This window comes from Nonomuraea sp. NPDC050478, from assembly GCF_044458265.1.
In the GTDB taxonomy this organism is placed as follows: domain Bacteria; phylum Actinomycetota; class Actinomycetes; order Streptosporangiales; family Streptosporangiaceae; genus Nonomuraea; species Nonomuraea ferruginea.
Window position 1 is genome coordinate 243393 of the sequence record NZ_JBITHT010000007.1, and the last position, 20916, is coordinate 264308.

A 20916-nucleotide genomic window follows, 5' to 3' on the forward strand; every position below is an offset into this window, starting at 1 on the left:
CAGTACAGGATCGGGGCATCCTCGCAGACGATCATCACGGGGACGTCTCGGGACCGTGTGAAACGATCGAGCCGAGCGTTGTCCCCTCACCCAGAAAGACGCGCATGGAGCCTGTCATCCACCACTTCAGGGCCTCCGGGGTCTCCGTGGTGATCGAATGCCCCTCCGACGCCCTGCCCGCCATCCTGCACTGGGGGCCCGACCTGGGCCCGCTCGACGACCGGGCGCTGGCCGCGCTGGCCTCCTCATTGCGCCCCCGCCTCGACCTGACCTCCGACGTCCCCGTACGCACCGGCCTGGTCCCCGAGGCGCGCACCGGCTGGACCGGCATGCCCGGCCTGCGGGGTCACCGCGCGGGGCGCGACTGGTCGCCCGCCTTCACCGCCGTCACGTACGGGCTCGAAGAGGGCGGCGGGGTGCGGGCGCTCACCGCGGAGGCCGCCGACCCGCGCGCCCGGCTCACGCTGTCGCTCACCGTCGAGCTGCATCCTTCGGGGCTGCTGCGGGCCAGGGCCGGGCTGCGCAACGACCACGCGGACCCGTACACGCTGGAGGCGCTGCACCTGGCGCTGCCGGTGCCCGCCGTCGCCACCGACCTGCTCGACCAGGCCGGCCGCTGGTCCAAGGAACGGGTCCCGCAGCGGCGGCCGATCACCGTCGGCACCCACCTGCGCGAGGGCCGCCACGGCCGGACCGGCGCCGACGCCGCGACCGTGCTGTTCGCCACCACTCCGGACGCGGGCTTCCGGCGCGGCGAGGTGTGGGGGGTGCACGTCGCGTTCAGCGGCAACCACCTCTCCTACGCCGAACGCGTCCACACCGGCCGCACCCACCTCGGCGGCGGCGAGCTGCTGCTGCCGGGCGAGGTCGTGCTCGCCGAGGGCGAGTCGTACCCGGGGCCGTGGATGTACGCCGCGTACGGGCGCGGGCTCGACGAGGCCGCGCACCGCTTCCACGGCTTCCTGCGCGCCCGCCCGTCCCATCCGCCGGCGCCGCGGCCGGTGGTGCTCAACACGTGGGAGGCCGTCTACTTCGACCACGACCTGGACCGGCTGACCGAGCTGGCCGACCGGGCGGCCCGGATCGGCGTGGAGCGGTTCGTGCTGGACGACGGCTGGTTCAGGGGCCGGCGCGACGACCGGGCCGGGCTCGGCGACTGGTACGTCGACCCTGAGGTGTGGCCCGGCGGGCTCAAGCCTCTGGTGGAGCGGGTGCGGGCGCACGGCATGGAGTTCGGGCTGTGGTTCGAGCCGGAGATGGTCAACCCGGACTCCGACCTGGCCCGCGCCCACCCCGAGTGGATCATGGGGGCCGGTGACCGGCTGCCGCCCACCGCCCGTCACCAGCAGGTGCTCAACATCGCGCACCCGGACGCGTACGCCTACGTCAAGGAACGGCTGCTGGCCCTGATCGGCGAGTACGACATCGACTACGTCAAGTGGGACCACAACCGCGACCTGGTCGACGCGGGCTGGGCGGAGACCGGCAGGCCCGCGGTGCACGAGCAGACGCTCGCCCTTTACCGGCTGCTGGCCGAGATCCGCGCGGCCCGTCCGGGGCTGGAGATCGAGTCCTGCTCGTCCGGGGGCGCCCGGGTGGACCTGGGCGTCCTGGAGCACACCGACCGGGTCTGGGCCAGCGACTGCATCGACTCGACCGAACGGCAGCAGATCATGCGCTGGACCGCGCAGCTGCTGCCGCCGGAGCTGATCGGCAGCCACGTCGGCGCGCCCCGCTCGCACACCACCGGCCGCGTCCACGCGCTGCCGTTCCGCGCGGTGACCGCGTTCTTCGGCCACTTCGGGCTGGAGTGGGACCTCACCACGCTGACCGAGACCGAGCTGGCCGAGGTGGCCGCCTGGATCGAGCTGCACAAGCGGCACCGGGAGCTGCTGCACACCGGGACGGCGGTGCGGCTGGACGAGGCGCCTGAGGGCTTCCAGGCGCACGGGGTGGTGGCCGGTGACGGCTCCGAGGCGATCTTCGCCGTCGCCATGCTGGCGCTGCCCGTCACCTGGCCACCGGGCCTGCTGCGGCTGCCGGGGCTCGACCCCGGCACCGCCTACCGCGTCCGCCCGCTGACGCCGGTGCGCTCCCGGCCGCGGAACGGCGACCCGGTCTGGGTCACGGGCGAGCACGTGCTCACCGGGCGGGCGCTGGGCGTGTCCGGCATCGGGATCCCGTCGCTGTCTCCGGACGACGCGGTGCTGATCCACCTCACGGCGGTGTGACGAGCGACCGGCGGTCAGTCCGGCCGGCTCTGCCGCCGCCGCTCCTCCGCCAGCTCCTCGCGGAGCCGATCGAGCTCGGCCTCCAGTTCGAGGATGCGGCGGACGGCGACCAGCGTCATCCCCTGGTCGGTCATCCCGATGACGTGGCGCACGACCAGGATGTCGCGGCGCGAGTAGCGCCGCTGGCCGCCCGGTGAGCGCCGGGGGCTGATCACGTCGTGCTGGTCGAGACGGCGCAGGAACGCCTGCTGGACCCGGAGCATGTCGGCCACCTGCCCGAGCGTGTAGAGCGGCGCGTGATCGTCGTCGATCGGCAGCTGGGACATCATGGCCTCCTCCGGGGCGGGGGGCGGGGAGCCGCCCCCCGCGCGGTGCGGCGTCAGCGCCTGATGGCCTTGACGTCCGCGCGCTGGATCTCGACCTTGCGCGGCTTGGCGCGCTCGAGGACCGGGATCCGCACGGTCAGGACGCCGTCCGCGTAGGCGGCGTCGATCTTGTCGCTGTCGAGGTGCTCCGACAGGTAGATCCGGCGGGTGAACGCGCCCATGGGACGCTCGCGGACGAAGAGACGCTCGTCCGCGCCGGTCTCTTCCTCACGGTGGGCGCTGACACTGAGGACACCCCGGTCGATGGTGACCTCGATCGAGCCGGGGTCGATGCCCGGCAGGTCGAAGCGGAGCACCACGTCGTCGTCGCGGCGCAGGCCGTCCATCGGCATGACGGCTCCGCCGGCGCCGAAGGCCTGACGGGTGAGCCGGTCGAACTGGCGCTCGAACTCCTGCAGGAACGGGTCGACGGTCGTCAGGAGCATGTCTGAACCTCCTCGCTGGCTAGGCGCTAACCTCCAACTGCATTTGTAGGTTACGTCAGACTCCACGAGAAGGCAACTGCCTCCGCGTCAGCCGCCGGGCAGGGCGCGGAACACGGTCCCCTCCCCCGTCAGCGGCAGCTCCGGGGCGTTCGCCGGGACGAACGCCGACTCGCCGGGCCCCAATGTGAGCCCGCCTACGACGGCGTGGCCACCGGTGCACAGCAGGATCTGCGGGACCCCGCCCTGCACGGTGCGCGCGGCCCCCTCGGTGAGGTCGTGGCGGACGAGCGCGAACTGGGTGGCCGGCGGGTGGTAGCCGTGCCGCCCGTCGTCCGCGGACGGCCGGACCCGGTGCGGCGGCGCGGGCGTGAAGTCGACGATCCGCATGAGCTCGGGCACGTCGCGGTGCTTGCCGGTCAGGCCGCAGCGCAGCACGTTGTCGGAGTTGGCCATGATCTCGACCCCGACGCCGCCCAGGTAGGCGTGCGGCACCCCGGCGCCGAGGAAGATCGCCTCGCCGGGCTGGAGCCGTACGTGGTTGAGCAGCAGCGCGGCGGCCACACCCGGATCCCCCGGATAGGCGCGCGCCAGCTCCGCGTACACCGCGAGCCCGCCCGCGGGACCGGAGCCGCCGCGGGAGGGCGCGCCCGTCAGGGCGTGCTCCACCGCTTCGCGGGCGTCCTTGGAGGCGTCGCCGAGCATGTCCTGGAAGACCTCGCGGAGCGCTTCACCGGCGGGGCGGGCGCGCAGGGTCTCCACCCAGCGGCCCGTCTCGGGGATGTCCAGGCTCTCCAGCAGGTCCGCCGCCTCGTCCGGCGCGCGGAAGCCGCAGAGCCCGTGGAACGGCGTGAGCGCGCACACCATCTCCGGCTTCGGGAACGGGTCGCGGTAGGTGCGCGCCGGGTCGCCGATCGGCACCCCGGCGGCCTCCTCGCGGGCGAACCCGGCCCGCGCCTGCTCGGCCGTCGGGTGCACCTGCAGCGACAGTGGGCCCGCCACCGCCAGCACCTTGAGCAGGTAGGGCAGGCCGGGGCCGGACGCCCCGGCCATGCCCAGCGGGTCACGGGCGATCAGCTCGGTGAGCGGGACCCCGCCCACGGTGGACGGGGCTGCCGGGTGGGCGCCCATCCACATCTCCGCTTGCGGTTCGCCGGTCGCGGGGGTGCCGAACAACTCGGGGAAGGCGGTCGGCGACCCCCACGCGTAGGGCTGGATCACCGGCGCCAGCCGCATCGGTGCCGTCACGTCGTCTGCTCCTCTGGGACGGGGCTGCGGGACGGCACCAGTCTAGGGACGATCGATCAGCGGGCCGCGTCGCCGGGCCGGTCGTACGCCCCGGTCACGGCCGGGCTCAGCGGTCCACGTACAGCCTGCCGAACTCGGCCTGCGGGGTGCTGCCGGCGAAGTTGCGGTCCACCTCGGCCCGCTCGGCGGCGCTCGGGTTGGCGTTCGTGCAGCTCACGGGGGCGCTGGAGCCGGACATCAGGTCGGTGCAGCGGCCGGTGCGCCGGTCGGGCAGGCCCAGGATGTGGCCGATCTCGTGGGCGGCGATGCGGACCGGGTGGTAGCCCTGGTCGGTGGCCTGCCGGCCCATCCAGATCCGGCCCCGGCCCAGGCTGGTCGGCTGGGCGCGGGGCCAGCCGTTGTCGGCGACGACGACGAAGTCGGCGGGCGTGCCCGCGACGAGCCGGACGTTCACGACGCTGGCGTTCCAGATCTGCGCGGCCTGGTCGACCGCGCCGCGGAACTCCGCCGCCCGGCTGGCGTCGTAGCGGAGCACCCTGACCAGGGCGGTGGCCTGCGCGGGTGTGGTGGCCAGCAGGAAGGCCAGGGTGAGCATGAGAGAGAGCGCGAGACGGAGGGGTCTTGGCATCGTGTCTCCTCGGACAGTGGGGGTGCTGTCACGGTAGACGCGACGGCATCGTCCGGGGACCAGGCACTTTGCCCCTATCACCGCGGTATGGTTCACCGGCTCTCTCGGTAGTCGGCGGCGACGCCGATGAGGGAGATGAGGCCGGCGGCGAACTCCATGGCCTCGGCGTGGCCTTCGGCGAACGGCGGCTGGAAGCCGACGCCCTCCCAGGCCCCGGTCCGCGGATTCCACAGGTCGCTGCCGACCTCGAAGTCCCACCCGTAGACGCCGTGGTCGTACCAGAGCTCGTCGGCGGAGTTGCCCGCGGCCGAGTAGAGCACGTCGGTGACCGGCCCGGTCTGCTGCGGCCAGGTGACGGTGCCGCGCTCGGCGGCGATGGCTTCCAGGATGGTGCGGGCCGAGCGCAGGAAGTACGCCTCCTGCTGACGGCTGGGCCTGGGCAGGGTGACGCGGCCGTCGAGCCGGTAGGCGCCGGGCGGCCACATGAAGTAGCCGCCGTAGCTGTGCACGTTGAGCGCGAACCGGATGTTCGGGTACGTCTCCGCCAGCCAGATCACGTTGCGGCTCTCCGGCTCGGAGTGCTCGCCCGGCCCGGCGTAGGTGCCGCTCTGGCAGTTGGCCGAGGCGCCGAAGTAGCCGTCGAACAGCGAACCGACCGCGTAGTTGCGGTTGACGTCCACGCCCCAGGTGTTGCGCAGCGCCGGGTCGGACTGGGCTGCCGGGCAGTGGTTGGTCATGTTCTTGCGCTGGGCGTTGAAGTCGTAGAAGGAGTAGTTGGCGCCGTCGGGGTTCACGGTCGGGACGATGAAGATGTCGGCGCGCCGCAGCAGCTTCCTGGTGGCCGGGTCGCGCGGGTAGTTGCGCAGCAGCCGCTCGGCCGCCTCGATGGTGACCAGCGGCGTCACCCACTCCCTGGCGTGCTCCTGGGCGTAGGCGAGCACGCCGGTGCGCGAGCCGTCCCGGTGCGTGCCGATGCGCAGCGCCAGCACCCGCCACGGCTCCCGCGACACGTCCGCGGGCGCGCCGAGGAAGTCGCTGAGCTGGGTGAGCGGCGCGGGCGCCAGGACGCCCGCGCCCGGGTCGGTCCGGTACGTGGCGGCGGTCACCGGGCTGCCCGGCGCGCCGGTGATCGCGGCGGCGACTTCGGCGGCGGTGCTCACCGGAGTGCCGGAGCCGTCGGTGGCCAGGCTGACCCTGACCTGCTTGCCGTCCACGACCACCTCCAGCGGCCGGTCGGCCGCGCCCGGGTCGGACAGCTCCACGGCCAGGTCGTTGCCGCCTTCCGACCCGTACGCGCGCGAGGTGACCACGACGGCGGCGCCCGGCGGGGTGCCGATCAGGGCCTGGGCGTGGCGCCGGTAGCCGTTGGTCAGGTGGGGCAGCTCGATGATCTCGGTGAGGGCGGGGAAGCGGCGGTGCAGGTCCTTGATCCGGGCGTTGAGCTGCGCGGGCGGCATGTACTGGGTGATGAAGTCCTTCTGGTAGCCCGGCCGGTCGCGGTCGGGCCGCTCGCCGTCGGGCCACTCCCCGACCCGCGCCTCCGCCTCGCCACCCGCGGCGGAGGTGATGGTGACGCGGTCCGGCCTGACGCCGGCGGGCACCGGGACGCTGAACTGGTGGCCCAGATAGGCGCCGGCGTCCACGTACGGGACCATCTCGACCTGGCCGGTCGCGCCGCCCTTGCCCTTCCAGGTCACGGTGAGCGCGGCGTCGGCGCCGGCGCTGCTGGACGCCTCGACCGACAGGAAGTAGCCGTCGCGGGACTGGAACCACACCGCCCGCTCGACCACGATGCGGTCCTTCGTGCCGCCGCGGTCCTCGGGGGCGGGCGCCGGGGTGCCGGTGGCCAGGGTGGCGCCGAGCGGGCGCAGCTCGGCCAGCCGGCTGGGGGTGACCACCGCGTCGACGCGGATGCTGCCGTCGGGCTGCGGCCGCACCCGGCCGGTGAGGTCGGCGCCCGAGCCCACCAGCCGCTCCAGCGCGGCCCGGTCGGGCACCGTGAGCGTCACCAGCGAGGCGGGCTCCGGATCGGCGGGGCCGGCGACCGCCGGGAGCGACGGCTCGGCGGCCACGAACGTCGTGAGCACCATCGCCAGGACAACTGCGGACGCCCGTGAGCCACGCATCGGTTCCTCCGGTGATCGCCGTATGGCCGTCATTGAAGGCCGAACCGGCGACTCCGGCAAGACCCAAGGTTCCGTCGCGAGGGTACTGCGCTGATCGATCTCGCCCCAGCACAATGGGCGGGTGTCTGGACATTCCCGCGTCACCGTGCGGCGCGTCAGGGCGGACGACGCCGAGGAGTTCGTCGCGCTGTCCGGCGCGAGCCGGAGCCTCCATCACGGCTGGGTCAGTCCGCCGACGTCCGCCGAGGCGTTCGAGGACTACGTGGGACGCTTCGACGGTGTCACGGCGGTCGGCCTGGTGGTGTGCGTGAGCGACACGGGCCGGCTGGCCGGGTTCGTCAACCTCCGCGGCATCGTCCGGGGCGACGAGCACCGGGCCACCATCGGCTTCGGCGGTTTCGCCGCCACGGCGGGCCGGGGCTACATGCGCGACGGCGTGCGACTGGGCCTCGGCTACGCGTTCACCCTGCTCGCGCTGGACCGCGTCGAGGCCGACATCCAGCACGGCAACGAGGCGTGCCTGAAGCTGGCCGCCGAGGTGGGATTCCAGCGTGATCGCGCGACCGTGACCCGCATCCACGTCGGCGGGCTGTGGCGCGACCACGAACGGTGATTCATCACGTCCGGCATGCTGCGTCGGGCCGACGGGACAGTGACGCGGCAGCGCGTTTAGCGACCTCGCGGCTCGGGAACTCTCGTTGCCGTACCTGGGGCCGCTCGTCCTCGGCCGGGGAGCTGATCAGCGTGCTGGACGACGGGGGCGCCGACGCCGCTCCCGGCGTCGAGTGGCCTGCGGATCTCGATGTCCAGCGGCTTCTGGAGGGCGGCTGGCGGCCCACCGCGTTCCACCAGTTCGTCCTCAAGCTGCACAGCCGGTGCAATCTCGCGTGCGACTACTGCTACATGTACGAGATGGCCGATCAGGGCTGGCGTCTCCAGCCGCGCAGGATGTCCCGGCCGATCATCGACAGCGCGGCCGCGCGGATCGCCGAGCACGCCCGCTCGCACGGCCTGGACCTGGTCGAGGTCGTCCTGCATGGCGGCGAGCCGCAGCTCGCCGGCGTCGATCACCTCCGCTACGCGGTGTCCGCGCTGCGCCAGGCGATGCCTCCCGGCGTCCGGCTCACGGCGCAGGTGCAGACCAACGGCACCCTGCTGGACGGGCCGTTCCTGGACCTGTTCGCCGACCTGGGCGTGCGCGTCGGCGTCAGCCTGGACGGCGGTCGCGAGGAGCACGACCGGCACCGCCGCCGGCCCATGGGCGAGGGCAGCTACGAGGAGGTCCGGGCCCGGCTCGACCTGCTCACCACGGAGAAGTACCGCCACCTCTTCGGAGGGCTGCTCTGCACGATCGACCTCGCCAACGACCCCGTGGCCACCTACGAGGCGCTCCTGGAGGTCGGCCCGCCCTTCGTCGACTTCCTCCTCCCCCACGGCAACTGGAACACGCCCCCGCCGGGTTGGTCGCCCGAGCACCCGCACTACGGTGAGTGGCTCATCCGGATCTTCGACAGGTGGTACGAGGCGCCGCGCAGAGAGACGCACATCAGGCTCTTCCACCAGATCATGCTGCTGGCGGCGGGGAGGGCCTCTCGCAGCGAGTCCGTGGGGCTGTCTCCCGCCGCGCACGTCGTGGTGGAGACCAACGGCGGCATCGAGCAGGTGGACACCCTCAAGGCGGCGTATCCCGGCGCCGCCGCGACACCTCTGCACGTGCTGCGCGACCCGTTCGACCGGGCGTTGCTCCTGCCCGCCGTGGCCGCCCGCCAGATCGGAGCCAGGGCGCTGTCCGACACGTGCGCGGCGTGTGACATCCACCAGATCTGCGGCGCGGGGCTCTACTCCCACCGCTACCGTCCGGGCGCGGGTTTCCGCAACCCGTCGGTCTACTGCTTGGACCTCTACCGGCTCATCACCCATGTCCGGCGCCGGTTCGACGCCGACCGGAAGGCCCGCCAGGCTTCGGCCGGTCCCGGCGGCTGACGGCGTCAGATCGGTGGCGGGTCGATGTCCAGGTCGAGATGGCGCTGGTTGGCCGCCACCTTGACGTCCGCGTGTTCCCTGCCCAGGGTGGCGGCGTAGTGCTCCATGGTCCGCTCGAAGAGGATCTCGGCCTCCTCCTCACGTCCCGACGCGCGAAGGTCCGCCGACAGGTTAGACGCCGCGGCCAGGGTCGTGGGGTGCCGTTCGCCCAGCAGGGCGGTCAACCGCAGATGGTTGTCCTCGCCGAGCCGGCACGCGGCCTCCAGGTCGCCCAGCTCCGCCAGGTCGCTGGCGAGGTTGATGGCGATGATGAGGGAGTAGTGGTGGTCGCGGCCGAGCCTCTTCTCGATGCCCTCCAACGCCTGCTGGTTGAGCCTGCGGGCCTCTTCCGGCCGGCCTCTCACCCGGTGCAGCAGGGCGACGTTGCTGACGCAGCCGCAGGTGTAGGGGTGCTCGGCGCCGTACAGCTTGGGGAAGCGCTCCATCGTGTCGACGGCGAGCTTGAAGGCCTTCTCCGCCTCGTCGTTGACGCGCAGGGAGTTGGACAGGCAGGCCGCGGCGGCGAGAGTGCCGGGATGTTCCAGACCGTAGAGCCGGACGTACCGCGCGTGCACCTCCCGGGCCATCTCGAGCGCCTCCGCCCTGTCGCCCGCCCGTAGCAGCGAGATGGCCAGGTCCTTCTTGGCCAGCAGGATGCGGTAGTGATCCGCGTCGAGCTGCTCCTGCCCGTAGGCCAGGGCGTCGTGGCCGATGTCGCACGCCTCTTCGTACTCGCCGCAGCCGCGCACCGCCCGGCTCAGGCTGTTCCACAGGTTCAGGACGGTTCCCGTCTGGTCCTGGCGTTCGCCCTGCTGGGTCCGGAGCGCTTCCTCCAGGATCTCCCGGGCCTTCCAGTAGTCGCTCAGGAGCCCGTGGTCGATCGCCAGGTTGTTCATCGCCCGCAGCGTGCGCACGTGTCCGGGCCCCAGGACCTTCTTGTGGAGGTTCACGGAGTTGGTGTCATGCTCACGCGCCTCGCGGAAGAGCCCCTTGGCACGGAGATCGGCCCCGATCCCGTTGAGCAGGGCCAGGGTCTCGGGATTCTCGTTGCCGACCGCCTGACGCAGCGAGGCGAGCGTCCTGGTGTTCAGCTCGAACGCCTCGTTGTACTTCCCGAGGTAGCGCAGCAGGTCGCCTTCGGCCTTGGTCGCCTTGAGCACGTACACGTCCTCCGGGCCCGAGTCCCTGGTCCACTGCTCCCTGAACACCCGCACGTGTTCGCGCATGGAGACGTGGTTGCCGGAGGCGCTGAGGTAGTTGACGACGTTGAGCGCGAAGTCGCGCACGCCCGGCCGCAGGCTCTCCGCCACCTTCGCGGGCGCGATGTGCGGGAGCAGGGCGTCGTACCGGGCCCAGGCGGCCGGCACGTCCGGGTCGCTCGGGGCCCATCCCACGAGCAGCGAGTGGACCTCCGAGCGGATGGACTGGTGCTCCTCCGGACGCAGCTCCTCGCGCACGAGCGCCTGGATGAGGCGGTGCACCTGAAGCGTGCGCAGGCGGCTCTCGTTGTCGATGCGGACCAGGGCGTACTTGTTGAGCTTGCCGATGGCCCTGCCCAGGCGGATCGGGTCCGCCACGAGTTCGGCCGTCTGCGCGCGGACCGGTCCCTCGACCGGGGCGAAGACCGCCCGCGGGATGGGCTCGGGCCCGAAGAACGCGCAGCAGCGGAGGAGCTCCATCGCCTCGGGCGACTGCTTCTTGAGCTGCGCCATGGACAGCTCCCAGGCGGCCGTCATGGAGTGCCGGTACTCGATAGGCTTGCCCTCGCTGAGCAGCCGGCTCGTCCGCTCCTCCAGGAGCCTGAGGTACTCGTCGGTCGGCATGCCGGTCTCGGTCTGCAGAGCGGCCGCCTGTTCGAGCGCCAGGGGGAGGTCGCCGAGAGCGTCCGCGAGCCGGGTGGCGTCCTCGTCGGTGATCGCGCGGCGCATCCGCCGTTTGAAGAACTGGACGCTCTCCTCCCGCTGGAAGACGTCGATGGCGACGGTGTCGACCACGTTCTCCCAGCGATGGTTGCGGGATGTGACGAGAACGTGCCCGGGACCTTCGGACGGGATGACGTCGGTGAAGTCCGCGGGCTCGTCCGCGTTGTCGAAGATCAGCAGCCACGCGGAGTACGGAACGCCGCGGCGGAGCGCGTCGAGCACGGCGGCCGCGGCCTCCTCGATGCCCATCGCGGACGGCTCGGGCAGGCCGAGGCGAGGGGCGAGTTGCGCCAACGTCGTACGGACCAGGCCCGGCTGGTCGGCGGGCACCCACCAGACGAGGTCGTAGTGCTGCCGGAAGCGGTGCGCGTACTCGACCGCCGCCTGTGTCTTGCCGACACCGGCGAGACCGTACAGGGCGTGCGGGACCACGGCGGTGACCTTGCCGGCGATGTCGCTGCGCAGCCGGTTGAGCAGCTCCTCGCGCCCGGTGAAGTTCTTGTTGCGGGGCGGGACCTTCCACACCTCGGGATGGTCACCGGCACCTGTCATCGTGACACTCGGTCCGTCGGTCACCCGCGCCGCCCTCCCCGCCTCATGCGTCGATCGGACGATTGCACTGCTCGAATAAGGGGCAGCATACGAACGATAGATGCCGTCAAGACAGGCCTTCGCCGAAGACTACGCGCGGTTCGACAAAGGCACCCCGTGCGAAGACTGCTGAAAAAGGGAAACACCTTTTCTCGCGCTACCGACAGCACTTAATACGGCGCCGGGGACTTCCGCTGTATAACCCGGGAGTCACATCAAAGTCGAAAGCGTGGACGACCGATCACCCTTTGTGGTGAAGCTTGACCCGTAACCGCAGGCTGGTTCAGCTACACCGACGCCATGAAACTCCTCGGTCAGCCGAGCGAGGTGGTCAGCCGGCTCGATCGGCTGACCGGTGGCTTCCTGCTGGCTTTCACCGGGGTCGAGCCGGAGTTCTTCCTCGGGCTGTTCGACGCCAAGGCCGAGTTCGCCCGGCTGAGCCGGGACGCGAGTGCAGCCCTGCAAGACAGACGGCTCGGGCTGGGCCGGTATCGGCGGACGCAACGGGTCGCCGCCGCGCACGCCGTCATCGTCCTCACCGGGTTCTTCGACACGGTCAGGCAGGGCGGCCGGTTCCTCGGTCCGGGCCTGAGCCTGTTCAAGGCGGAGCAGGCACGCCTGGCCGGCGCTCCCGACGCCTCGTCCAACCGGCTGGGCGACCTCGCGGAACACCTCCTGCGCGCCAAGCTCCCCTGCCCGGGTCCCACGCAACCCACGAACGGGTCCTGGTCTTCCTGGGCGCGTACTACGAGGGCCTCGCGGAGCGGCTGCTGGACTTCCTGCGGGGCCTGCGGCTCTGGGAGGAACTCCGTGAGGCCGAGCGCGAGCGGGCGGAGCGGTGGCTCCTCGACGAGGTGCCCACCGCCGCCCTGGAGACATATCAGGAGCTCTTCCACCGCTTGAGCACCGAGGTGCCGGAGGTCGGGTCCTGGGTGAACCGCACCGACCACCAGGCGACGCGGGCCCTCATCGGCGACCTCGGAGCCGGTCTGACCGACCTGCGCCGGGACCTCCTGTCGGTGGCGACCGGCCCGCGGGCGGAGGGAGTCCGGGCCGCGCTGTCCCGCTCCTACCAGGCCCTGCTGGACAAGCCCATCGTCTCGGTGGCCGATCTTCCCCCTGAGGTGCGGATGCCGCCCCTGGCCGAGGCGTACATCGTCCCGTCCTTCCGGCAGGCGGTGACGGACAGCGCCGCCCGGCCCGCCGAACAACGCTGGTGGCAGGCCTTCCCGGTGCGGGACGATCTCCGCGGGTTCCTGTTCGGCTATCTCACCCACCCCGCCGCCACCCAGTCACCCCTGCTCGTCCTCGGGCAGCCGGGAGCCGGCAAGTCCCTGCTCACCAAGATCGTGGCGGCTCAGCTCCCGCCCGAGGAGTTCCTCGTGGTCCGCGTGCCACTGCGCGAAGTGCAGGCCGAGCACGACCTGCAGACGCAGATCGAGAGCGCGGTACGGCAGGCCACCGGGGAGTCCATCCACTGGCCCATGCTGCACCGTCCGGACACGAACACCGTCGCCGTGATCATCCTCGACGGCTTCGACGAGCTTCTGCAGGTGACGGGCGTCAGCAGTTCGGACTATCTGGAGAAGGTGGCCGCGTTCCAGGCGCGGGAGGCGGAGCAGTCACGACCGACCGCGGTGATGGTCACCAGCCGGACGGTGGTCGCCGATCGGGCCCGCCTGCCCAGCGAGACCGTGGTGATCCACCTGGAGCCTTTCGGGGACCGCCAGATCGCGCAGTGGGTCGGCATGTGGAACGCCCGCCACACCGGCTACTTCCACAGCCGCCGGCTGGAACCGCTCGACCTGGACACGGTGCGCGGGCTCAGGGAACTCGCCGCCCAGCCCCTGCTGCTGACGATGCTGGGGCGGTACGACATGGACGGCAACGCGCTCCGGCTCGTGGGAGTGCGTCTGGGCCGCGCCGAACTCTACGAGAGGCTCCTCGTCCGGTTCGCCGAGCGCGAAGCCCTGAAGAGCGGGCGGGGCCTGCCCGACCGGGACGTCAACTGGACCGTCAGACGGGAGCTCACCCGGCTGTCCGTGGTCGCGTTCGCCATGTTCAACCGCAACAGCCAGTGGGTCACCGGCGACGAGCTGTCCAGCGATCTCGTCATACTCCTGTCCGAGACGGCGGCACGGAAGACGAACCAGTTCCAGGCGCCTCTCGATCCCGGCGAGCTCGTCGTGGGCAAGTTCTTCTTCGTGCACGAGTCCCAGGCGATACAGGACACCAAGAAACGCAAGAGCTACGAGTTCCTGCATTCCACCTTCGGCGAATACCTGGTGGCCCGGCTGACGGTGCTGGAGATCCTGGAGCTGGCCGAGGTGGCGCGCGGGCATCGGAGCCACGCGCGGCCCGTCCGGCACGACGACGACTTCCTGCACGCCCTGTTATCCCATGCCCCGCTCTCGGCCCGGGAGTCCGTTCTCGAATTCCTCCAGGACCTCCTGGCCGATCTGCCCCCGGACACGCGGGAACTGCTGAAGACCACCCTGCTGGAGATCTTCCGCGACGCGCTCTACGCCCGGACGTCCTCCCAGTACGGCTCCTACCGGCCCGGCCGCGTCAAGGAGCTGCGCACGCTGCCCATGCGCCTGGCCGTCTACAGCCTGAACCTGCTCATCCTGCTCGCCATCTGCGGCGGCACCGTCGGCGGCAAGGAGCTCTTCCCCGAGCCGATGCAGGTGGTCAGCAGGTGGCGGAGCCTCACCCGCTTCTGGAGGTCGCAGGTCCCCTACAACGCCTGGGTGAACCTGGCCCGGGTGCTCGACGTGGAACGCACCTGGAGGGACGGCGAGCGCACGGTGCTGATCCGCTGGGCGGGGCGGGACACCTCGTCCCCGCCGGACGGCGACCTCTACTGGACCTACGACAAGGCGCCGGAGGACACCGACCGCGGGCACGTCTCCTGGATGTACGAGGACTTCCAGATGGCGGCCAGGAGCCTCCACTTCCTCTGCGGGTACGAGGAGGAACTGCTGCTGCACGCGGTGGCCCCGCTGGCGCCCGAGCTGAGCAGATCCCTGACGACGGTCGCCGGCTACTGGGAGGACCAGGCGAAGTCGCCGGCGCACGCCCTGCTCCGCATGTGGATGCTGTCCAGCAGGGCGTGCGCCGCCGCCGACCTCGCGGACGCGTACGCCGAGTGCCTGCGGATGAGCCAGGCGTTCGCGCCCTTCGCCGAGACGGACGCTCTCGCGTACCTCGACGTCGTCCTCGGCCACCTGGCGCTGGACGCGGCGCGGCTGCGGGGCGTGCTCACCCTCGACCGCCTCCATCTGCACCACAACAAGCCGTCGATCGAGTCGAGGATCCGCACGGCCGTCGCCGAGCTCGGTCTGGCATGAGGGCTACTGCCGGGGTGCGGCGGGGGCGGTCGAGCCGCGTACCACGAGTTCGGTGGCGAGCTCGATGTGGTGGGAGTCGATCCGTTCGCCGGCGGCCAGGCGCAGGGCCCGCCGGAGGGCGACGCCGCCCATCTCGCGGAGCGGCTGGCGGACGGTGGTCAGCGGTGGTGAGGCCATGCGGGCTATCTGGGTGTCGTCGAAACCGACGACGCTGAGGTCGTCGGGGACGCGCAGGCCGCGCGCCCGTGCGGCCTCCATCACGCCGAACGCGGTCTCGTCGCAGCCGGCGAAGATCGCGGTCGGCGGTTCGGGGAGGGCGAGGAAGCAGGCGCCGGCCTCGACGCCGTCGCCGTAGCGGAACCTGCGGTGCTGGATGTACTCCTGGCGCACCGCCACGCCCTCGGCCTCCATGGCGGCGCGGTAGCCGTGCAGCCGCGCCTGGTTGCACGCCGCCGTGGCGGGGCCGCCCAGGTAGGCGATGCGCCGGTGGCCGAGGGAGAGCAGGTGCTGGGTGGCGGCCAGCCCGCCGGCGAAGTTGGTCGACCCGACGCTGGTCACGCGGGTGCGCGGCAGGTTGAGCGGGTCGATCACCACCAGGGGCAGGCCGGCCTCGGCCAGGGCGGCGAGCTGGGCGGCGGTCAGCTCGCTGGTGACGGCGACCAGCGCGCGCCGGCCGGTCGCCGCCAGTTCCCTGGCCCACCTGCTGGTGCGCTCGGAGCCCTTGCGGATGCTGATCACGACGGACACGCCGAGTTCGCCGCCGGCCCGCACCGCCCCCTGGATGATCTCGTTGGAGTAGGCGTTCAGGTCGGAGTCGAACTGCAGCTCGACGGTGCCCGCGGTCTCGTCGCGCCGGGGCGGCGGGGCCACGTAGTCGTGCTGCCGCAGCGCCGACAGCACCAGCGAGCGGGTCGCCGGCGCGACGTCGCTGCGGCCGTTGAGCACCTTCGAGACGGTCGCGACCGACACGCCGGCGGCGGCCGCGATCGTGGCGAGCGTGGCGCGCTTGGCCGGCACGGCTAGTCCCGATCCCCCGCCGGGTGCACGTCCACCGGTGTGAACAGCCGCCTGTCGTGGCCGACGGCCCGCAGCGGCCCGGTGAGCCGGACGGTGCCGGCGCACGGCAGGTCGCGGGCCGAGGTGCCGGCGAGCACCTCGATGTCGCCGGGCTCGACGATCCGCTGCAGGTCACGGCCGGTGAAGGCGGTGCGGTCGGCGTGCACGCGGAAGCGCACGTCGGCGGCGGCCCCCGGTTCGAGCCGGACCCTGGCGAACCCGGCGAGCTGCCGCACCGGCCGGGTGACCTGGGCGAGCATGTCGTGCAGGTAGAGCTGGACGACCTCGTCGCCGGCGCGGGCGCCGGTGTTGCGGACCCGGACGGAGACGGTGAACTCGCCGTCGGTGGGCACCTCGGTGTCGCTGATCCGGAACTCGCCGAGCTCGAAGGAGGTGTAGGAGGTCCCGTACCCGAAGGGGAAGAGCGGGGTCGGGTCGAGGTTGCTGATGCCGTCGCTGTCGGCGCCGAGCGGCGGCTGCAGGTAGGTGTGCGGCTGGCCGCCGGGGGTGCGCGGGATCTGCACCGGCAGCCTGCCGCCGGGCTGGACGCGGCCGGACAGCACGCCCGCGATGGCCGCGCCGCCCTCCTCGCCGGGCATGAACGCCTGGACGAGCCCGGCCGCCCTGGGGTGGATCTCGCCGAGCGCGTACGGGCGGCCGGAGACGACGACCACGACGACCGGCGTGCCGGTGGCGGCCAGCTCGGTCACCAGGTCCTCCTGGACGCCGGGCAGGCGCAGGTCGTCGGCGTCGCAGCCCTCGCCCGAGGTGCCCTGCCCGAACATGCCGGCCAGGTCGCCGACGACGACCACGCACAGGTCGGCGTCGCGGGCCGCGGCGGCAGCGGCGGCGAACCCGGAGCGGTCCCCGTCGCGCACGTCGCAGCCGCGCTCGTAGGCGATCTCGGCGCCGGGCAGCTCGGCGCGGAGCGCGTCGAGCACGCTCGGCGCGTCGATGCCGAGACCGAGTCCGGGGTAGCGGGGCAGCACGTGGTTGGGGAAGGCGTAGCAGCCCATGAACGTGCGCGGGTCGTCGGCGCACGGCCCGACGACGGCGATCCGGCGCGGGGCGGTGCGGCCCTCGCCGAGCAGGGGCAGCGCGCTGCCCGCGTCGAGCAGGACGACGGACCTCTCGGCCAGTTCGCGGGCCAGCTCCCGATTGGCCTGCGAGTCCAGCTCGACGGTCTCGGCGCCGGTCACCGAGGACTGCGGCGTCCAGTCCGGGTCGAGCAGCCCGAGCTGCGCCTTCTGGGTGAGCAGGCGGCGCACCGCCCGGTCGATCAGCTCCTCGGGCAGCTCGCCGCGGCGCACCCGCTCGGCCAGGTGCTGGCCGAAGCCGAGGGTGTCGGGCAGCTCGACGTCGAGGCCGGCGGTGAGCGCCTGGACCCCGGCCTCGCCGGCGTCGGCGGCCACGAGGTGCATGGTGGCCAGGAACGGGATCGACCAGTAGTCGGAGACGACGGTCCCGGTGAACCCCCAGTCGTCGCGGAGCACCTCGGTCAGCAGCCACGGGTCGATGGCGGCGGGGACGCCGTCGACGTCGGAGTAGGAGTTCATCACCGAGCGGGCGCCGCCCAGCTCGATGGCCGACTCGAAGGGCGGCAGGATCATGTCCATCAGCTCGCGCCGGCCCATCGGCACCGGGCCGTGGTTGCGTGCCGCCCGCGAGGCGGAGTAGCCGGCGAAGTGCTTGAGCGTGGCGATGACGCCCGCGCCCTCCAGCCCGCGCACGTACGCGGAGCCGATCATCGAGACGAGGTACGGGTCCTCGCCCATCGTCTCCTCGACCCGGCCCCACCGGTAGTCGCGGACCACGTCCAGCACGGGCGCCAGGCCCTGGTGCACGCCGAGGGCGCGCATGTCGCGCCCGATCGCGGCGCCCATCCGGGCCACCAGCTCGGGGTCGAACGTGGCGGCCCAGGCGATCGCCGCCGGGTAGACCGTCGCGCCGTAGGTGGTGAAACCGGTCAGGCACTCCTCGTGGACCAGCGCCGGGATGCCCAGCCTGGACTGCGCGATCACCTCACGCTGCAACCGGACCACCTCGGCGGCGCCCTCGGCGGGGCTCACCGGGCGGCTGCCGTGCACCCGCGTCAGATGGCCGATGCCGTGGCGGACCGCCTCCTGGAACGGGGAGGTGTTCGACGCGGCGAACACGTCCTGCAAAGGGGCCACGTTGCCGGTGCCGCCGTCGCCCGGATCGGGGGCGGAGACGGGCTCACCCATGGTGTTGCCCTCCCACCGGCTGCCGAGCTGCGCGACCTTCTCCTCCACCGTCATCTCCGCCAGCAGGGCGTCCACCCGCTCCCCTACCGGAAGCGCGGGATCCTGCCAGGGACGGAGGGCTTGGCCCGCCGCCGGCCGATCTAGAGCCGTCATTGATCGCTCTCCTTAGAGGCGGCTCTTGCCGCAAAGTTTCGAAACATTTCGGACGCGCTGCGCGGGGGTGGCGTGGGAGCGCTCTCGGCTCCAGATCACCCAGCGTGGCGCCCGTGCGAGCGTATCCCACTCGTCTCGCTCTTGCCGAGAGGGAGTTTCGTGCGGGGAGAGGTTGACACCCCTTCGGCCGAAATCTAGATTGGCGTGCCACGCGGTCGTTTCGAAAATGTTTCGACACTGTGGAGCCGCGGCACCATCCCCCGGCGTTCGAGTACGGAGATCAGCGTGGAATCCAGGACAACGTCTCGCCGCAACTTCCTCGCCCTGTCCATGGGCCTGCCCCTGGGAGCCGCGCTCGCCGCCTGCGGCACCTCCGGCCCCGGCAGCACGAGCACCAGCGGCGGTGGCGGTGGTGGCGCCACCGCCAGCTACTGGTACCTGTCGACGGAGCCGCAGGAAGGCGTCCGCAGGCGGACCATGGAGCGGTTCAACCAGGCCAACCCCAACGGGAAGATCGTGGGGACGACCTTCCAGAACGACGCCTTCAAGACGAAGATCAAGACGGCGATCGGCGCGGGCGAGGCGCCCACGATCATCTGGGGCTGGGGCGGCGGCGGTCTGCGCAGCTACGTGCAGGCCGGCCAGGTCGAGGACCTCACCTCGTGGTTCGACGAGAACGCGGCCGTCAAGGACAAGCTGTTCCCCTCGTCCTTCGGCGCCGCGACCGTCGACGGCAAGATCTACGCGATCCCCTGCGAGACGATGCAGCCGATCGTCCTGTACTACGACAAGCGCGCCTTCGAGAAGATCGGCGCCGAGCCGCCCCAGAGCTGGGGCGACATCATGGACCTGGTGCCCAAGTTCAACGCCAAGGGCATCGCGCCGTTCTCGCTGGGCGGGCAGTCGCGCTGGACCAACATGATGTGGCTGGAGTTCCTCTTCGACCGCATGGGCGGCCCCGAGGTGTTCCAGGCCGTGTTCGACGCGGAGAAGGACGCCTGGTCCAACCCCGTCGCCATCGACGCGCTGACCAAGATGCAGGACCTGATCAAGGCCGACGGCTTCATCAAGGGCTTCTCCTCCATCACCGCCGACTCCAACGCCGACCAGGCGCTGCTCTACACCGGCAAGGCCGCGATGATGCTCCACGGCGGCTGGACCTACGGCGGCATGAAGCAGGACGGCGGCGACTTCGTCTCCGGCGGTAACCTCGGCTACATGAACTTCCCGCCGATCGACGGCGGCAAGGGCGACCCCGGCAACACCGTCGGCAACCCCGGCCAGTACATGTCGATCTCCGCCAAGGCCACGGCCGAGCAGAAGGAGATCGCCAAGAAGTTCTTCTCCACCGAGGTCATCAGCGACAAGTCGGCCGAGGAGTGGGTGGGCACCGGCGCGGTTCCCGTGATCAAGGGCTCGGAGAAGTTCTTCACCGGCTCCGAGGACGCCGACTTCCTCAACTTCGTCGTCGGCATCGCCAACAACGCCAAGGTCTTCCAGCAGTCGTGGGACCAGGCGCTCAGCCCGACCGCCGCCGAGGTGCTGCTCGACAACATCGCCAAGCTGTTCCAGCTGTCGATCGGGCCGCAGGAGTTCGCCACCAACATGAACGCGGTCATCGGCAAGTGAGCACGATCGTCACCGTTCCACCCCGAGGGAGACCGCCCGCCGCGACCCGCGTGCGCGGCAGCGGCTCCCTGGTGTGGCTGGCCGTCCCCGCCCTGCTCGTCTTCGTCGCCTTCGGCGTGATCCCCCTGCTCGGGGTGCTCGCGCTGAGCTTCACCACGTGGGACGGGCTCAGCCAGGACATCTCCTTCAGCGGGCTCGCGAGCTGGAGCGCGGTGCTGAGCGATCCCGGGCTGCCGCACGCCCTGTGGGTGACGTTCCTCATCATGGCCCTGTCGTGGCTGGTGCAGACGCCGGCCAGCATCCTCATCGGGGTGTTCCTGGCGGGCCATCAGCGCTACCGCGCGCTGATCGCCGTGCTGTACTTCATCCCGCTGCTGCTCAGCTCGGCCGCCATCGCGATCACGTACAAGGCGCTGCTCGACCCGAATTTCGGGCTCGGCGCCGGCCTGGGCCTGGACTTCCTGGCGCAGGACTGGCTCGGCGAGGGCCCCCTCGCCGTCGGTGTGGTGATCTTCGTGGTGTCCTGGCAGTTCATCCCGTTCCACTCGCTGCTCTACCAGGGCGGGGTGCGGCAGATCCCGCGCTCGATGTACGAGGCCGCGGAGCTCGACGGAGCCGGGCGGGTGCGCAAGTTCTTCAGCATCACCCTGCCTCAGCTGAAGTACACGATCATCACGTCCTCGACCCTCATGGTGGTCGGCTCGCTGACGCTCTTCGATCTGATCTTCGTGCTGACGGCGGGCGGGCCCGGCGACGCGACCAGGGTGCTCGCGCTCGACATGTACAAGCGGGGATACCAGGCCAACCTGATGGGCCCGGCCAGCGCCATCGCCGTCATCCTCGTCCTGGTGGGCCTGGCCCTGGCGCTCGTGCTGCGCAGGCTCGGCGGGCGCGACGGCAGTGCGAGCCAGTTGGAAGGGGCCTGAC

Annotated in this window: 14 protein-coding genes and 1 pseudogene; 7 read left to right on the forward strand and 8 right to left on the reverse strand. The window is 71.7% G+C overall.

Translation table 11 applies throughout. From position 1 onward, the window contains the following. The first annotated feature begins 104 nt into the window (after positions 1-104). Positions 105-2231, forward strand: a complete 2127-nt coding sequence (locus ACIBF7_RS33980) for an alpha-galactosidase (RefSeq protein ID WP_397198974.1) — start codon at positions 105-107, stop codon at positions 2229-2231. A 14-nt stretch (positions 2232-2245) separates the two neighbouring features. Here the strand turns inward: ACIBF7_RS33980 and ACIBF7_RS33985 are convergent, their stop codons facing one another. The 5 genes from ACIBF7_RS33985 to ACIBF7_RS34005 all read right to left on the reverse strand — a co-directional run bounded on the left by ACIBF7_RS33985 (position 2246) and on the right by ACIBF7_RS34005 (position 7041). Beyond that, positions 2246-2560: a MerR family transcriptional regulator gene (locus tag ACIBF7_RS33985; RefSeq protein ID WP_219546639.1), complete on the reverse strand. Its 315-nt coding sequence runs from the start codon at positions 2558-2560 to the stop codon at positions 2246-2248. Positions 2561-2610: 50 nt separating this feature from the next. Continuing rightward, positions 2611-3042, reverse strand: coding sequence for an Hsp20/alpha crystallin family protein (locus ACIBF7_RS33990; RefSeq protein WP_148031517.1), 432 nt, complete (start codon positions 3040-3042; stop codon positions 2611-2613). Between the two features lie 87 nt (positions 3043-3129). Beyond that, entirely contained in the window at positions 3130-4287 is a 1158-nt protein-coding gene (gene manA / locus ACIBF7_RS33995; RefSeq protein WP_397198975.1) for a mannose-6-phosphate isomerase, class I, read from the reverse strand. 106 nt (positions 4288-4393) lie between these two features. After that, on the reverse strand, positions 4394-4915 hold the full coding sequence (locus ACIBF7_RS34000; RefSeq protein WP_397198976.1) for a snapalysin family zinc-dependent metalloprotease: 522 nt from the start codon (positions 4913-4915) through the stop codon (positions 4394-4396). A 92-nt stretch (positions 4916-5007) separates the two neighbouring features. Next, a complete protein-coding gene (locus ACIBF7_RS34005; protein WP_397198978.1) occupies positions 5008-7041 on the reverse strand; it encodes a M14 family zinc carboxypeptidase in 2034 nt (677 codons plus the stop codon). 121 nt (positions 7042-7162) lie between these two features. On the opposite strand from ACIBF7_RS34005, the gene ACIBF7_RS34010 reads away from it, so the two are divergent. Next, positions 7163-7654: a GNAT family N-acetyltransferase gene (locus tag ACIBF7_RS34010; RefSeq protein WP_187281154.1), complete on the forward strand. Its 492-nt coding sequence runs from the start codon at positions 7163-7165 to the stop codon at positions 7652-7654. 131 nt (positions 7655-7785) lie between these two features. Continuing rightward, positions 7786-9024 carry an FxsB family cyclophane-forming radical SAM/SPASM peptide maturase gene (locus tag ACIBF7_RS34015; RefSeq protein WP_261808539.1) on the forward strand — a complete coding sequence of 413 codons (1239 nt, stop codon included), beginning with the start codon at positions 7786-7788 and terminating at the stop codon, positions 9022-9024. Positions 9025-9029: 5 nt separating this feature from the next. On the opposite strand, the gene fxsT is transcribed toward ACIBF7_RS34015, so the two are convergent. Beyond that, the gene (fxsT, locus tag ACIBF7_RS34020) at positions 9030-11537 is read right to left on the reverse strand and encodes an FxSxx-COOH system tetratricopeptide repeat protein (RefSeq protein WP_397198979.1); all 2508 of its coding nucleotides are present in this window, start codon (positions 11535-11537) and stop codon (positions 9030-9032) included. A gap of 339 nt (positions 11538-11876) precedes the next feature. Here fxsT and ACIBF7_RS34025 point away from each other — a divergent pair. Together ACIBF7_RS34025 and ACIBF7_RS34030 are read left to right on the forward strand one after the other, a co-directional pair. Next, positions 11877-12463, forward strand: a pseudogene (locus tag ACIBF7_RS34025) (hypothetical protein); the annotation flags it as partial. Positions 12464-12475: 12 nt separating this feature from the next. Then, the gene (locus ACIBF7_RS34030) at positions 12476-14926 is read left to right on the forward strand and encodes an NACHT domain-containing protein (protein WP_397199129.1); all 2451 of its coding nucleotides are present in this window, start codon (positions 12476-12478) and stop codon (positions 14924-14926) included. 3 nt (positions 14927-14929) lie between these two features. Here the strand turns inward: ACIBF7_RS34030 and ACIBF7_RS34035 are convergent, their stop codons facing one another. Next, complete coding sequence (locus tag ACIBF7_RS34035; protein ID WP_219546636.1) at positions 14930-15943, reverse strand: LacI family DNA-binding transcriptional regulator; 1014 nt, start codon at positions 15941-15943, stop codon at positions 14930-14932. A 2-nt stretch (positions 15944-15945) separates the two neighbouring features. Next, a complete protein-coding gene (locus ACIBF7_RS34040) occupies positions 15946-18360 on the reverse strand; it encodes a glycoside hydrolase family 3 N-terminal domain-containing protein (RefSeq protein ID WP_397198980.1) in 2415 nt (804 codons plus the stop codon). Between the two features lie 285 nt (positions 18361-18645). On the opposite strand from ACIBF7_RS34040, the gene ACIBF7_RS34045 reads away from it, so the two are divergent. Continuing rightward, complete coding sequence (locus ACIBF7_RS34045; RefSeq protein WP_397198981.1) at positions 18646-19989, forward strand: extracellular solute-binding protein; 1344 nt, start codon at positions 18646-18648, stop codon at positions 19987-19989. Further along, the gene (locus ACIBF7_RS34050) at positions 19986-20915 is read left to right on the forward strand and encodes a carbohydrate ABC transporter permease (protein ID WP_397198982.1); all 930 of its coding nucleotides are present in this window, start codon (positions 19986-19988) and stop codon (positions 20913-20915) included. Before ACIBF7_RS34045 ends, ACIBF7_RS34050 begins: the two co-directional genes overlap by 4 nt. Position 20916 lies beyond the last annotated feature (1 nt).